The 14,201-nt window shown below is 59.4% G+C and carries 13 protein-coding genes; 9 read left to right on the forward strand and 4 right to left on the reverse strand.

Going from position 1 to position 14,201, the window contains the following annotated elements; genetic code table 11:
- Positions 1-2 precede the first annotated feature (2 nt).
- Complete coding sequence (gene ligB, locus CWM54_RS20490) at positions 3-1,679, reverse strand: NAD-dependent DNA ligase LigB (protein ID WP_100698276.1); 1,677 nt, start codon at positions 1,677-1,679, stop codon at positions 3-5.
- 257 nt (positions 1,680-1,936) lie between these two features.
- On the opposite strand from ligB, the gene gmk reads away from it, so the two are divergent.
- From gmk to fpr, 7 genes are all read left to right on the forward strand, one after another.
- Positions 1,937-2,560: a guanylate kinase gene (gene gmk, locus CWM54_RS20500; protein WP_002922664.1), complete on the forward strand. Its 624-nt coding sequence runs from the start codon at positions 1,937-1,939 to the stop codon at positions 2,558-2,560.
- A gap of 54 nt (positions 2,561-2,614) precedes the next feature.
- A complete protein-coding gene (rpoZ, locus tag CWM54_RS20505) occupies positions 2,615-2,890 on the forward strand; it encodes a DNA-directed RNA polymerase subunit omega (RefSeq protein ID WP_000135058.1) in 276 nt (91 codons plus the stop codon).
- A gap of 18 nt (positions 2,891-2,908) precedes the next feature.
- Positions 2,909-5,029, forward strand: coding sequence for a bifunctional GTP diphosphokinase/guanosine-3',5'-bis pyrophosphate 3'-pyrophosphohydrolase (gene spoT / locus CWM54_RS20510; protein WP_094917564.1), 2,121 nt, complete (start codon positions 2,909-2,911; stop codon positions 5,027-5,029).
- Positions 5,030-5,033: 4 nt separating this feature from the next.
- Positions 5,034-5,723: a tRNA (guanosine(18)-2'-O)-methyltransferase TrmH gene (trmH, locus tag CWM54_RS20515; protein ID WP_100698280.1), complete on the forward strand. Its 690-nt coding sequence runs from the start codon at positions 5,034-5,036 to the stop codon at positions 5,721-5,723.
- Positions 5,724-5,728: 5 nt separating this feature from the next.
- A complete protein-coding gene (recG, locus tag CWM54_RS20520) occupies positions 5,729-7,810 on the forward strand; it encodes an ATP-dependent DNA helicase RecG (RefSeq protein ID WP_100698282.1) in 2,082 nt (693 codons plus the stop codon).
- A 50-nt stretch (positions 7,811-7,860) separates the two neighbouring features.
- On the forward strand, positions 7,861-8,871 hold the full coding sequence (gene glpX / locus CWM54_RS20525) for a class II fructose-bisphosphatase (protein ID WP_100698284.1): 1,011 nt from the start codon (positions 7,861-7,863) through the stop codon (positions 8,869-8,871).
- A 150-nt stretch (positions 8,872-9,021) separates the two neighbouring features.
- Positions 9,022-9,768 carry a ferredoxin--NADP(+) reductase gene (fpr, locus tag CWM54_RS20530; RefSeq protein ID WP_100698286.1) on the forward strand — a complete coding sequence of 249 codons (747 nt, stop codon included), beginning with the start codon at positions 9,022-9,024 and terminating at the stop codon, positions 9,766-9,768.
- Here the strand turns inward: fpr and CWM54_RS20535 are convergent, their stop codons facing one another.
- Positions 9,769-10,197, reverse strand: coding sequence for a DUF805 domain-containing protein (locus CWM54_RS20535; RefSeq protein WP_061152937.1), 429 nt, complete (start codon positions 10,195-10,197; stop codon positions 9,769-9,771).
- 112 nt (positions 10,198-10,309) lie between these two features.
- Between CWM54_RS20535 and CWM54_RS20540 the strand changes: the two genes are divergently transcribed.
- Both CWM54_RS20540 and tpiA read left to right on the forward strand, forming a co-directional pair.
- Positions 10,310-10,909, forward strand: a complete 600-nt coding sequence (locus CWM54_RS20540) for a YiiQ family protein (protein ID WP_100630959.1) — start codon at positions 10,310-10,312, stop codon at positions 10,907-10,909.
- A gap of 109 nt (positions 10,910-11,018) precedes the next feature.
- Positions 11,019-11,786 carry a triose-phosphate isomerase gene (tpiA, locus tag CWM54_RS20545; RefSeq protein WP_002922909.1) on the forward strand — a complete coding sequence of 256 codons (768 nt, stop codon included), beginning with the start codon at positions 11,019-11,021 and terminating at the stop codon, positions 11,784-11,786.
- A gap of 92 nt (positions 11,787-11,878) precedes the next feature.
- Here tpiA and CWM54_RS20550 read toward each other — a convergent pair whose 3' ends face one another.
- On the reverse strand, positions 11,879-13,183 hold the full coding sequence (locus CWM54_RS20550) for an SLC13 family permease (protein WP_100680985.1): 1,305 nt from the start codon (positions 13,181-13,183) through the stop codon (positions 11,879-11,881).
- Between the two features lie 64 nt (positions 13,184-13,247).
- On the reverse strand, positions 13,248-14,012 hold the full coding sequence (locus CWM54_RS20555; RefSeq protein ID WP_061152935.1) for a CDP-diacylglycerol diphosphatase: 765 nt from the start codon (positions 14,010-14,012) through the stop codon (positions 13,248-13,250).
- Positions 14,013-14,201: the final 189 nt, after the last annotated feature.

Genomic DNA, 14,201 nt, shown 5'->3' on the forward strand with positions numbered 1-14,201 from the left:
CCTCAAAACCCGGAGATGCGCTGCCCGCTAAGCCATTGCGCCAGCGCCACCACATCCGGATGGTGCAGGAAGGCCACCAGCTGGCGGGCTCTGATCTCCCCCACGCCCGGCAGCGCGCGCCATTGCGCTTCACTTTTTGCCGCCAGCAAATGCCAGTTCTCGCTTTCGAGCTGCGCCAGCGCCCCCTGAGGCACCGGGAGCCCCATCGCCAGCACCCAGCGGATAAAAGGCCGTTTGCGAACGAGATCAAATTGATGCCAGAGGTGCTGCCCGCGGGCGGCGGAGATCCCTGGCACCGCCTGCAGCTGCTCCACCGTAAGCGCCAGCCAGGAAAAAATATGCGTCATCGGGTTTTGCTGCTGAATGGCGCGCCATAAATTTTCCCCCACGCCATCGACATCCAGCGCGGACTTTGATGACAGCCAGATCAGCCGGGAAAGAAACTGTTCGCTGCACTCAGGGGTGGCGAAATAGCAGCTTAGCGCATTGAATTTCGCCGGCGGCGGCGTCGGTTTATGGCGCTCGGCCGTCCGCCAGACGACGGCGTCGATCCGAGGAATACCCTGCCCTGCCAGACTGATCTGCAGCTGATCGCCAACCCCAATATCCAGCATCTGCCAGCGGGCCACAGAGCCAACGTTAACCCGCTGCACGCGTTTATCATCCAGCCGCTGGGGCTCAAGCTGGGCCACGACGTTGAACCTGCCGCTGCGGCCGGTGCTGAAATGGATCGCCCGTACCTCCATCACCTGCGACGCCGGAGGATACTTCCAGGCCGCCAGCCACTCTCCCTTTCCGGGAGACCAGTCACGCCCAGGAGGCTCACGACCTTCACGTACAATCACACCATCACTTACGAAGGGAAGCGGCGAGCGATACCAACGCTGACGCCATTGCGCCACCTGTTCGACGCGTGTCACCGGGTGGGTATATTGCCCGCTGTACTTAAACCCCGCCTGCGTCAGCAGCTGCTGTCGACGGCGCATATCCGACGGGCCGTCTGGCCAGGCCCAGATGAAAACGTCCAGTTGACTGAGCGCAGCCGCCGCGTCGGCTCGCATCATCAACCCGGCGACTTTCGCCCGCGCGTTCATCCCCCCAGCCTGCTGCTGAACATGGTCGTCCCGGTGCAGAAACAGCTCCCCCTGCAGCACGCTGTTGGCCAGTTCTCCGGTCGTCACTTTTACCAGCGCCGGGATCTGCCGCGCTCGGGCGGTCCATGCCTCACCGCGCAGACCATCGCCGCGGCTAATGGCCTGAACCAAACTCCCCTGGCGATAGACCAGGGTCACCGCCACACCGTCCACTTTAGGTTGTACCCACAGGTCGTTTTTATTTTTCATCCAGCGGGCAACGCTGGCGCCATCGGCCAGTTTGCGCACGCCGGTATGCGCCACCGGATGACGCGTATCGCCCGTCGGCGGAGGCAGATCGTCATCCTCAGGCGTCTCGTCCGGAAAACATTGCCGCCACTGCGCCAGCCGCAGAGTGAGCTGGTCATAAACGTCATCGCTTACCTCACTGGCGCCTTGTCGCCAGTAGGCCTCTTTCCAGGCGACAATTTGCTGATGAAGGCGTGAAATCTCCTGCCTTCCTCTGGCCGGCGGCCAGTCCGGACACGTCGCCAGCGCGCTGGCAGAGAACATCCCTAGTGCCAGCCACCACCCTCCTTTACGCATTGCAGTCCCTCCTTCATCACCTGGCGGAGAGTCTGCTGTAGAACATCGCGAGCCGCGATGGGTACTTTTTCGCCTTGCGAAGCGCCTTCCAGGATTTACGCCTCATTGCAGCAACGGCTGGCGAATTCAGGAAAACGGCAGGCAAAATGAAAGAAACCGCGGCAAAAAGTGTGACAATGACTGCGTCACGCCGCGGCGACGTGTATAATAGGCTCGTATGTAGGACCTCTTTCGATAACCACATACAAAAGACACTCATGGCTCAAGGCACGCTTTATATTGTTTCCGCCCCTAGCGGCGCGGGTAAATCCAGCCTGATTCAGGCTTTATTAAAAACCCAACCGTTGTATGACACCCAGGTATCGGTTTCCCATACCACGCGGGCGCCGCGTCCGGGTGAAGTGCACGGCGAACACTATTTCTTCGTGAATCACGACGAATTCCGCTCGATGATTGGCGAAAACGCGTTTCTGGAACATGCAGAGGTCTTTGGCAACTATTACGGCACGTCGCGTAAAGCGATCGAGCAGGTGCTGGCGACCGGCGTCGATGTCTTCCTCGATATCGACTGGCAAGGTGCGCAGCAGATCCGTAAAAGCATGCCCGGCGCACGCAGCATTTTTATTCTGCCGCCGTCAAAAGATGAACTGGACCGTCGCCTGCGCGGCCGCGGCCAGGACAGCGAAGAGGTGATCGCGAAACGGATGGCCCAGGCCGTTGCGGAAATGAGCCATTACGCGGAATATGATTACCTGATTGTGAACGATGATTTTGACACCGCCCTGAGCGACCTGAAAAATATCATCCGCGCTGAACGTCTGCGCATGAGCCGCCAAAAGCAGCGACATGGCGCTTTAATCACCAAACTATTGGCAGACTGAACCCACATTCAGTATCATGCCCAGTCATTTCTTCACCTGTGGAGCATTTTAAGTATGGCACGCGTAACTGTTCAGGACGCTGTAGAGAAAATTGGTAACCGTTTTGACCTGGTACTGGTCGCCGCGCGTCGCGCTCGTCAGATGCAGGTAGGCGGAAAGGATCCGCTGGTACCGGAAGAAAACGATAAAACCACCGTTATCGCACTGCGCGAAATCGAAGAAGGTCTGATCAACAACCAGATCCTCGACGTACGTGAGCGCCAGGAACAGCAAGAGCAGGAAGCCGCTGAATTACAAGCCGTTACCGCGATTGCTGAAGGTCGTCGTTAATCACACAGCGGGTCGCCCTTGTATCTGTTTGAAAGCCTGAATCAGCTGATTCAAAACTACCTGCCGGAAGAGCAAATCAAGCGCCTTCGGCAGGCGTATCTCGTTGCACGTGACGCTCACGAGGGTCAGACACGTTCAAGCGGTGAACCCTATATCACGCACCCGGTCGCGGTAGCCTGCATTCTGGCCGAGATGAAGCTCGACTATGAAACGCTGATGGCCGCGCTGCTGCATGATGTGATTGAAGATACTCCCGCCACCTACCAGGACATGGAACAGCTTTTTGGTAAAAGCGTCGCCGAACTGGTAGAGGGGGTGTCGAAACTTGATAAGCTCAAGTTTCGCGATAAGAAAGAGGCGCAGGCCGAAAACTTTCGCAAAATGATCATGGCGATGGTGCAGGACATCCGCGTCATCCTCATCAAGCTTGCCGACCGCACCCACAACATGCGTACTCTGGGCTCGTTACGCCCGGATAAACGCCGCCGCATCGCCCGCGAAACGCTGGAAATTTACAGCCCGCTGGCGCACCGTTTAGGTATCCATCACATCAAGACCGAGCTCGAAGAGCTGGGCTTTGAAGCGCTGTACCCTAACCGCTACCGCGTCATTAAAGAGGTGGTCAAAGCGGCGCGCGGCAACCGTAAGGAGATGATCCAAAAGATCCTCTCTGAAATCGAAGGGCGTTTGCAGGAAGCGGGGATCCCCTGCCGCGTCAGCGGTCGCGAAAAGCATCTGTACTCCATCTACTGCAAAATGGTGCTTAAAGAGCAGCGTTTTCACTCGATCATGGATATCTACGCCTTCCGCGTTATCGTCCATGATGCCGATATCTGCTATCGCGTGCTCGGCCAGATGCACAGCCTCTACAAACCGCGTCCAGGTCGTTTCAAAGATTACATCGCCATTCCGAAAGCGAACGGCTATCAGTCTTTGCATACCTCGATGATCGGCCCCCACGGCGTCCCGGTCGAGGTACAAATTCGTACCGAAGACATGGACCAGATGGCGGAGATGGGGGTTGCGGCGCACTGGGCTTATAAAGAGCACGGCGGCGAAAGCAGCACTACCGCGCAAATCCGCGCTCAGCGCTGGATGCAAAGCCTGCTGGAGCTGCAGCAGAGCGCCGGTAGCTCGTTTGAATTTATCGAGAGCGTAAAATCCGATCTGTTCCCCGATGAGATTTACGTTTTCACCCCGGAAGGTCGTATTGTCGAACTGCCCGCCGGCGCCACGCCGGTGGACTTCGCCTACGCGGTGCATACCGATATCGGCCATGCCTGCGTTGGCGCGCGCGTCGACCGCCAGCCTTATCCGCTATCGCAGCCGCTCTCCAGCGGCCAGACTGTCGAAATTATCACCGCGCCGGGCGCACGCCCGAATGCCGCCTGGTTGAACTTTGTCGTCAGCTCGAAAGCGCGCGCCAAGATCCGTCAGCTGCTGAAGAACCTCAAGCGCGACGACTCAGTCAGCCTTGGCCGTCGTCTGCTCAACCACGCGCTGGGTGGTAGCCGCAAACTCGCCGAGATCCCGCCGGAGAATATCCAGCGCGAACTCGATCGCATGAAGCTGGCCACGCTTGACGATCTGCTGGCGGAAATCGGTCTGGGCAACGCCATGAGCGTCGTGGTGGCAAAAAACCTGCAGCAGGGCGAAGCCGCTGCGGCGCCGGTGCCGGCCAATACCTCAAATCACGGTCATCTGCCAATCAAAGGCGCCGATGGCGTGCTGATTACCTTCGCCAAGTGCTGTCGTCCGATTCCAGGTGACCCGATCATCGCCCACGTCAGTCCGGGTAAGGGGCTGGTTATCCACCATGAATCCTGTCGTAACATTCGCGGCTATCAGAAAGAGCCGGAGAAATTTATGGCGGTTGAGTGGGATAAAGAGACCGCTCAGGAGTTCATCACCGAAATCAAGGTGGACATGTTTAACCACCAGGGCGCGCTGGCTAACCTGACGGCGGCGATCAACACCGCGTCTTCCAATATCCAGAGCCTGAATACGGAAGAGAAAGATGGCCGCGTATACAGCGCCTTTATCCGCCTGACCGCGCGCGACCGCGTGCATCTGGCGAATATCATGCGCAAAATCCGCGTCATGCCGGACGTGATTAAAGTCACCCGTAACCGAAACTAGCTTTATGAACTCAAAGCGCTACGAGCGTATCTGCGAGATGCTCGCCAGGCGTCAGCCTGACCTGACGGTCTGTATGGAGCAGGTCCATAAGCCTCATAACGTCTCTGCGGTCATTCGGACCGCAGATGCCGTTGGCGTACACGAAGTGCATGCCGTCTGGCCAAGCAGCCGGATGCGTACTATGGCCTCCGCCGCCGCGGGCAGCAACAGCTGGGTGCAGGTGAAAACCCACCGCACCATCGCAGATGCCGTCGGCCACCTGAAAGGCCAGGGCATGCAAATCCTCGCGACCCACCTTTCAGACAAAGCCATCGATTTTCGTGAAATCGACTATACTCGTCCAACCTGCATCCTGATGGGTCAGGAGAAAACCGGCATCACCCAGGAAGCGCTGGCGCTGGCAGACCAGGACATCATTATCCCAATGATCGGCATGGTGCAGTCGCTGAACGTCTCCGTTGCCTCGGCGTTGATCCTCTACGAGGCGCAACGCCAGCGGCAAAACGCCGGGATGTACCAACGCGCTAACAGCATGCTGCCGCCGGAAGAGCAGCAGCGACTGCTGTTCGAAGGCGGTTATCCGGTGCTGGCCCGCGTCGCCAGGCAAAAAGGTCTGCCTTACCCCCACGTCAACGGGCAGGGCGAAGTGGAAGCCGATGCCGCGTGGTGGGCTACCATGCAGGCAACGAGGTAAATCCGATGTCAGGCCGCCTGCTCGATGCCGTTCCGCTCAGTTCACTCACCGGTGTGGGCGCTGCACAGAGCAGCAAACTGGCGAAAATAGGCCTGCATACGGTTCAGGACCTGCTGCTGCACCTGCCACTGCGTTACGAAGATCGCACCCATCTTTACCCGATAGCCGAGTTGCTTCCCGGGGTTTATGCCACCGTAGAAGGCGAAGTGCTCAACAGCAATATCACCTTCGGCGGCCGGCGGATGATGACCTGCCAGATCAGCGACGGCACCGGCATCCTCACCATGCGCTTTTTCAACTTCAACGCGGCGATGAAAAACAGCCTCGCGACTGGTCGTCGGGTGCTGGCCTACGGTGAAGCCAAACGCGGGAAGTACGGCGCCGAGATGATCCACCCGGAATACCGCGTCCAGGGCGATATGAGCACCCCGGAGTTGCAGGAAACGTTAACTCCGGTCTATCCGACCACCGAAGGCATCAAGCAGGCGACCCTGCGCAAGCTCACCGATCAGGCGCTTGAGCTACTGGAAACCTGCGCGATTAGCGAACTCCTGCCACCGGAGCTGGCGCAGGGGATGATGAGCCTGCCGGAGGCGCTGCGCACACTGCACCGTCCGCCGCCCTCCCTGCAACTTAGCGAGCTGGAAAGCGGCAAGCACCCGGCGCAGCAGCGTCTGATTCTGGAAGAGCTGCTGGCGCATAACCTCAGCATGCTGGCGCTGCGGGCAGGCGCCCAGCGCTATCACGCCCTGCCGCTCGGCGCCAACGATACCCTGAAAAACCAGCTGCTGGCCTCCCTGCCCTTTAAGCCCACCGGCGCGCAGGCGCGAGTCACCGCCGAGATAGAGCGCGATATGGCGCTGGACGTGCCGATGATGCGCCTGGTGCAAGGCGACGTTGGCTCCGGCAAAACTCTGGTCGCCGCGCTGGCCGCCGTGCGCGCTATTGCCCACGGCAAACAGGTGGCGCTGATGGCGCCCACCGAACTGCTCGCCGAGCAGCATGCCAATAACTTCCGCAGCTGGTTTGAGCCGCTGGGCATAGAAGTCGGCTGGCTGGCGGGCAAGCAGAAAGGCAAAGCCCGTCAGGCACAGCAGGACGCTATCGCCAGTGGCGAAGTGCAGATGATTGTCGGCACTCACGCCATCTTCCAGGAGCAGGTGCAGTTTAACGGTCTGGCGCTGGTGATTATCGACGAACAGCACCGCTTCGGCGTGCATCAGCGGCTGGCGCTGTGGGAAAAAGGTCAGCAGCAGGGATTCCACCCACATCAGCTGATCATGACCGCGACGCCAATCCCGCGCACCCTGGCGATGACCGCCTATGCCGATCTCGATACCTCAGTTATCGACGAGCTGCCGCCAGGTCGAACCCCGGTGACCACCGTCGCCATTCCGGACACCCGGCGCAGCGATATTATCGACCGCGTACGCAACGCCTGCACCCACGAAGGCCGCCAGGCCTATTGGGTCTGTACGCTGATTGAAGAGTCCGATCTGCTGGAAGCCCAGGCGGCGGAAGCGACCTGGGAAGAGCTCAAACTGGCGCTGCCGGAACTTAATATCGGCCTCGTCCACGGGCGGATGAAACCGGCCGAGAAGCAGGCGGTAATGCAGGCCTTCAAGCAGGGCGAGATGCATCTGCTGGTGGCCACCACGGTGATTGAAGTCGGTGTTGACGTGCCTAACTCAAGCCTGATGATTATCGAAAACCCGGAACGTCTGGGTCTGGCGCAGCTGCACCAGCTCAGAGGGCGCGTCGGGCGCGGCGCGGTCGCTTCCCACTGCGTGCTACTCTATAAATCGCCGCTCTCCAAAACGGCTCAGAAACGCCTGCAGGTCCTGCGCGACAGCAACGACGGTTTCGTCATCGCCCAGAAAGACCTCGAAATCCGCGGTCCCGGCGAGCTGCTCGGCACCCGCCAGACCGGCAACGCCGAATTTAAAGTAGCGGACTTGCTGCGCGATCAGGCGATGATCCCCGACGTTCAGCGCATTGCTCGCCATATTCATGAACGCTATCCGCTACAGGCCCAGGCGCTTATCGAGCGCTGGATGCCGGAAACCGAACGCTATTCCAACGCGTAGCGCGCGCTTTTGCCGCGCTGCGGGCAATTTTTCTACACAACGAGTGGATTATGAAACGAGAACTGGCCATCGAATTTTCGCGTGTCACCGAAGCCGCCGCGCTGGCGGGCTATAAATGGCTGGGCCGCGGCGATAAGAATACCGCCGACGGCGCAGCGGTTAACGCCATGCGCATTATGCTTAACCTCGTCAATATCGACGGCACCATCGTCATCGGCGAGGGCGAAATCGATGAAGCGCCGATGCTCTATATCGGCGAAAAAGTGGGTACCGGCAAGGGCGATGCGGTAGATATCGCTGTCGATCCCATCGAAGGCACCCGCATGACGGCGATGGGCCAGGCCAATGCCCTGGCGGTGATGGCGGTCGGCGATAAGGGCTGCTTCCTCAACGCGCCGGATATGTATATGGAAAAGCTGATCGTCGGCCCAGGTGCTAAAGACGCTATCGATCTCAATCTGCCGCTGGAAGAGAACCTGCACAATATCGCCCGCGCCCTGAACAAGCCGCTGGGCGAGCTGACCGTCACCGTGCTGGCGAAACCGCGCCACGACGCGGTCATTGCCCAGCTGCAGCAGCTGGGCGTGCGTGTATTCGCGATTCCCGATGGCGACGTCGCGGCCTCTATTCTCACCTGCATGCCGGATAGCGAAGTCGACGTACTGTACGGCATCGGCGGCGCGCCGGAAGGGGTGGTTTCCGCCGCGGTGATCCGCGCCCTGGACGGTGATATGCAGGGGCGTCTGCTGGCTCGCCACCACGTGAAGGGCGACAACGAAGAAAACCGCCGCATCGGTGAAAACGAGCTGGCGCGCTGCAAAACCATGGGCATTGAAGCGGGCAAAGTGCTACGTCTGGATGAAATGGCGCGCAGCGATAACGTCGTCTTCTCCGCCACCGGGATCACCAAAGGCGATCTGCTGGACGGCATCACCCGCAAGGGCAACATGGCCACCACCGAGACGCTGCTGATCCGCGGCAAGTCGCGCACTATCCGCCGTATTCAGTCGATTCATTACCTCGACCGTAAAGATCCGGACATCCAGCAGCACATCCTGTAATACCGCTTTTTCTCCTCCAGGCAACCGTCCGCAAGCGGTTGCCCTGTTCTTCGTTTATATTTGATCAATAGAGCTTTCTTGTGCCTTCGGGGTGGAAATCTTGCTCGTCTGGACCGAAGATAAGGCATCGCTTGGCAACAGGAGAAGACGATGGCGGACTGGGTTAGCGGCAAAGTGACAAAAGTGGAGTACTGGACGGATGCCTTGTTCAGTTTGTACGTGCGGGCGCCTGTTCATCCGTTTACCGCCGGGCAGTTTACCAAGCTCGGGCTGGAAATCGACGGAGAACGCGTGCAGCGCGCCTACTCCTACGTCAACGCCCCCGGCAATCCCGATCTCGAGTTCTACCTGGTCACCGTCCCGGAAGGTAAGCTGAGCCCGCGTCTGGCGGCGCTGAAGCCGGGCGATGAAGTCCTGGTGGTGAGTGAAGCGGCAGGTTTCTTCGTCCTCGATGAAGTACCGGATTGCGATACGCTGTGGATGCTGGCGACCGGCACTGCCCTCGGGCCATACCTGTCGATATTGCAGGAAGGTAAAGATTTTGAACGCTTTAACAACCTGGTGCTGGTCCACGCCGTCCGCTACGCCGCGGACCTGAGCTATCTGCCGCTGATGCGCGAACTCGAGCAGCGCTACGCCGGTAAACTACGCATCCAAACCGTGGTTAGCCGCGAAACTGTGGAAGGCTCGCTGACCGGCCGGGTACCGTTCCTGATTGAAACCGGCGCGCTGGAAGAGGCGGTCGGGCTGGCGATGAACACCGACACCAGCCACGTAATGCTGTGCGGCAACCCGCAAATGGTGCGCGATACCCAACAGCTGTTAAAAGAGACCCGGCAGATGACCAAACATCTGCGTCGCCGGCCGGGCCATATGACAGCGGAGCACTACTGGTAATCAGGCGTCCGCTTTCCAGCGCACGTCCTGGGTCTCTTTGCCGAACTTATTCTCGCCCTGGGTGCCGACAAACGCCCCCAGGTCGATCAGCAGCATGACGATAATCAGCGTCGGCACAAAGCGCCCGACGCCCCACTGCCAGACCTGCGGCAGCATCGCCCAGTTCCCCGCAAGCAGCATCCACGCCAGAATCATCAGCAGCGCCCACAGCCCGGATTTGCCGCGATCGTGCAGCCGTTTCACCACCACCGCCGCCGTCGGCCACAGCAGGCAGACGATAATAAACGCCGCCGTCTGCAGGTTGAGCAGATTGCTGCCTGCCAGGGTAAACAGGGCGCTCATGGTCACCAGCCAGATGGCAATCCAGATCCAGAAATCGCGGCGGCCAATGCGCCCTTTAATTGAGAATAACCACTGCTGTAGGGTCATGCGTTTTTCCTTATCATCATCGTCTGCGTAGTTTACCCTGGCGTCGTGACTTTTTGACAAGCGCCGCGCTTCCCGATTTAATCGTCAGCAGGCAAAAAAAGGAACGACGGGCATGAAGAAGTGGACAATCTTGTGTTTAAGTGGGCTGATGGGCCTGACCGTCAGCCCGCACGCGTTGTCCGCAGAAAGCGAATCGGCGACAGCGGCGCCCTATCTGCTCTCTGGCGCACCGAGTTTTGACCTGTCGATCAGCCAGTTCCGGGAAAAATTTAACGCCGATAACCCGAAGCTGCCCCTGAACGAATTCCGTTCCATCGCCACCAGCCGGGATCAGGCTAACCTGACCCGCGCCGCCAGCAAAATTAACGAAAATCTTTATGCCTCGACCGCGCTGGAGCGCGGCACGCTGAAGATCAAATCCATGCAGATCACCTGGCTGCCGATCCAGGGGCCGGAGCAAAAAGCGGCGAAGGCCAAAGCGCTGGAGTATATGAGCGCCATGATCCGCGCCTTCGTGCCCACTCTTAGCCCAGCGCAAAGCCAGCAAAAGCTGCAAAAACTGCTGACTGCCGGCAAGGGCAAACGCTATTTCGCCGATACCGAAGGCGCCGTTCGCTATGTGGTGGCAGATCATGGCGAAAAGGGTCTGACCTTCGCCATTGAACCGATTAAGCTGGCGTTATCTGAAACGCTGGAAGGTAACAATAAATGACAAAAAGCAAAGCCTTTCCAGTGACGAGTCTCTATACTGTTTCACAGACCATGCTGCCCTCTGGGGCGGCTATATTCCTTAATTCGCTTAAGTAGCGTGGAGAATTAAAATGCGACATCCTTTAGTGATGGGTAACTGGAAACTGAACGGCAGCCGCCACATGGTAAACGAACTGGTTGCGAACCTGCGTACCGAGCTGGCTGGCGTAAGCGGCTGTGCAGTTGCCATCGCCCCGCCGGAAATGTATCTGGACCTGGCTAAACGTGCGGCAGAAGGCAGCCACATTCACCTGGGCGCGCAGAACGTTGACGTGAACCTGTCTGGCGCTTTCACCGGCGAAACCTCCGCTGAAATGCTGAAAGATATCGGCGCACAGTACATCATCATCGGCCACTCCGAGCGCCGTACCTACCACAAAGAATCCGACGAGCTGATCGCGAAGAAATTCGCTGTGCTGAAAGAGCAGGGTCTGACCCCGGTACTGTGCATCGGTGAAACCGAAGCCGAAAACGAAGCGGGCAAAACCGAAGAAGTTTGCGCACGTCAGATCGACGCCGTGCTGAAAACGCAGGGCGCTGCCGCTTTCGAAGGCGTGGTTATCGCTTACGAACCCGTATGGGCTATCGGTACCGGCAAATCCGCGACCCCGGCTCAGGCTCAGGCGGTGCACAAATTCATCCGTGACCACATTGCTAAAGCTGACGCGAAAATCGCTGAGCAAGTGATCATCCAGTACGGCGGTTCCGTTAACGCTGGCAACGCAGCAGAGCTGTTCACCCAGCCGGACATCGACGGCGCGCTGGTTGGCGGCGCCTCCCTGAAAGCTGACGCTTTCGCGGTGATCGTTAAAGCAGCAGAAGCAGCGAAAAAAGCGTAATTCGCTTTTCCCGGTAGCGACACGCGACCGGGGTGACTGACAACGCTCCGGAGCCCGGCTTAGCACAGCGCAAGCCGGGCTTTCTTTTGCCGTTACAGTTTCCCCAACAGCTGATACCACGCGTAATCCAGCGGCAGCAAAATCAGATAACTCACCGCCGCCAGCGCCAGACACAGTTGCATCCCCGCCCTCGCCGGGACCTTGCCTAACCCCATCGCCACCACGATCGGCGACGCCTGATAGGGCAGCAGCGGCGTGGAATACCCCAGCACCTGAATCATGATCACGCTGAGCAGCGGGAAACCGGTCGCGTCGGCAAAGCTCTGCGCAAAAGTGGTATACAGCGCCGGCACGCCGTTGGCGGTCATCATAAAGTTCAGCGCGCTGGTAATCCCGGTCAGGGCGAGGAAGCTGGTGAACGGATTGTCTTTATCCAGTGGCATCACCTGCAGCAGCGCATTGCCCACCGCGCCGCCAATTCCAGTTTGGGTAACGGTGATCGCCAGTCCCAGAATCCCGGCGACGTAAATACAGGTACGCATATTCACCCCGCTGGCAAACTCCTCGCCGTTAATAAAGCCCACCCGCGGCAGCAGCGTGACCACTGCCGCCGCCAGGCCGGTCCACGCAGGGCCGACGCCGTGCCAGCTCTCCGTCACCCATAGCGTGAGGACGACCGCCAGCAGCCACGCCAGACGTTTCTCGTCGCGGCTCATCGGCGGCAGCGGCGCCAGGTCACGCGGTGGATGCGGCTTACCGGGAAACAGCCAGCAAATCAGCGCCACCAGCACCGCCCCTTTCAGCCAGCCAAGCACCGGCGTATGCAGCAGTAAATAGGGAACATAATTCAGATGGATACCGTACGAGCCTTCCGCCGCCCCGCTCATCACCAGATTTGGCACGTTAGCGGGCAAAATCGTCGCCGAAAGCTGAAAGGTGCCGAACCCCACCGCCAGCGCCAGGCCGAACCAGCCGCGGCTGCCATCGACAATGCCCGCGCGGCGGGCCATCGCCGCCACGATCGGCATCAGCAGCGCGATACGCCCCATGTTGGAAGGCATCACAAACGCCAGCGCGTAGCTCAGCAACACCACGCTGCCGACCATCCGCGGCCAGGAGTCAGTGAGCCGCGCAGACAGCGCCTGCGCCGCCCGGTCCGCCAGCCCGGTTTTACGGATCGCGATGCCGAGCACAAAGCCGCTGAACACCAGCCAGAACGCCGAAGAGGCAAAGCCGCCGAAGATCACCTCCGGCGGAGCGATTTTCGCCATCATCGCCGCCGCGAAGAACAGCAGCGCGGTGATAAATTCCGGCAGCAGCGACGTCGCCCAGAGCACAATGGTGACGCCGACAATCAATGAAGGAAGGAACAGCGGGTGGGTAAGCCAGAGCGACATGCCTGTCTCCTGTCGTTTTTTTCAGCAAGAATACGACGACAGGTAAGACAGGTAAACGCCAGAACTAGTGGCTTGCGTTAAGAATGGTGCAGCGATGATCCTGAATTTCTTCCGCTGAAGCCCGGTTCAGGGTCAGCAGGTTACGCTCCGTCGCCAGCAGCACCAGCGAGCCGTCGCTCTGCTGTGCCATCGCCAGCGCGAAGCGTCCCATATGTTCGCGCGCTTCCGGCACCTCTTCCGCCAGCATCAGGAACGGGCTGCGCTGGGCCAGTTCGGCCTCCGTCACCCGGCGCGCCAGGTATTCATGACCCTGAAGCCCGCCCGGCAGCGGCAGCCAGCGGCTGCTGACCGCGGCCGCATCCTTATCTAACTGCGCGCGTACATCGGGGCGCAGGCAGGAGATATGAATATGGAAATGGTTTTGCGTGCGTCCGCTGCGCGAGTTGATCGCCAGCGATACCGCGTTATCAGGAACCGGCGCGCCGTGACGCTGACTCATGATTTCTCGTCCCTGCCAGGCCTGCCAGAAGAAGTTCGGCGTCAGCGGATCCAGCAGCAGCGGGCTTTCGGTGCCGTTAATGCGGTAGGTCGGCATCAGCAGATATTGCAGCGGGCCATTGCGGTCTTTAAACAGCACATAGCCGCCCTTGAGGTTCACTTCCGCGCACGGCGACGGGTTTTGCTGCTGTTGCTGATGGGGTACGCACTGCTGCAGAACAATCTTGCGTAATGCGTCCGGGTTGCCGGAGTGCAGCCAGTAGTAGCCGCCCGCCAGTGCCGCGAGGATCGCCACCAGCAGCGCCAGCAAAAAATATCTTACTCTTCTCATTATCGTTCCCTGTTAAGCCTGAAGCGGAAGAGTAACGTAATTTGATGACTAAATGAAAACAGATGGTGGGCGGGGAGTTATCCCGGGTAGCGGCTGACGCCTTACCCGGGCTACGGACGACGCAGAACTGTAGCCCTGCTAAGCGTAGCGCAAGCAGGGATCCCCGGGTAGCGGCTGACGCCTTACCCG

Source organism: Klebsiella sp. D-Nf1 (genome assembly GCF_002810515.1).
In the GTDB taxonomy this organism is placed as follows: Bacteria; Pseudomonadota; Gammaproteobacteria; order Enterobacterales; family Enterobacteriaceae; genus Klebsiella; species Klebsiella variicola.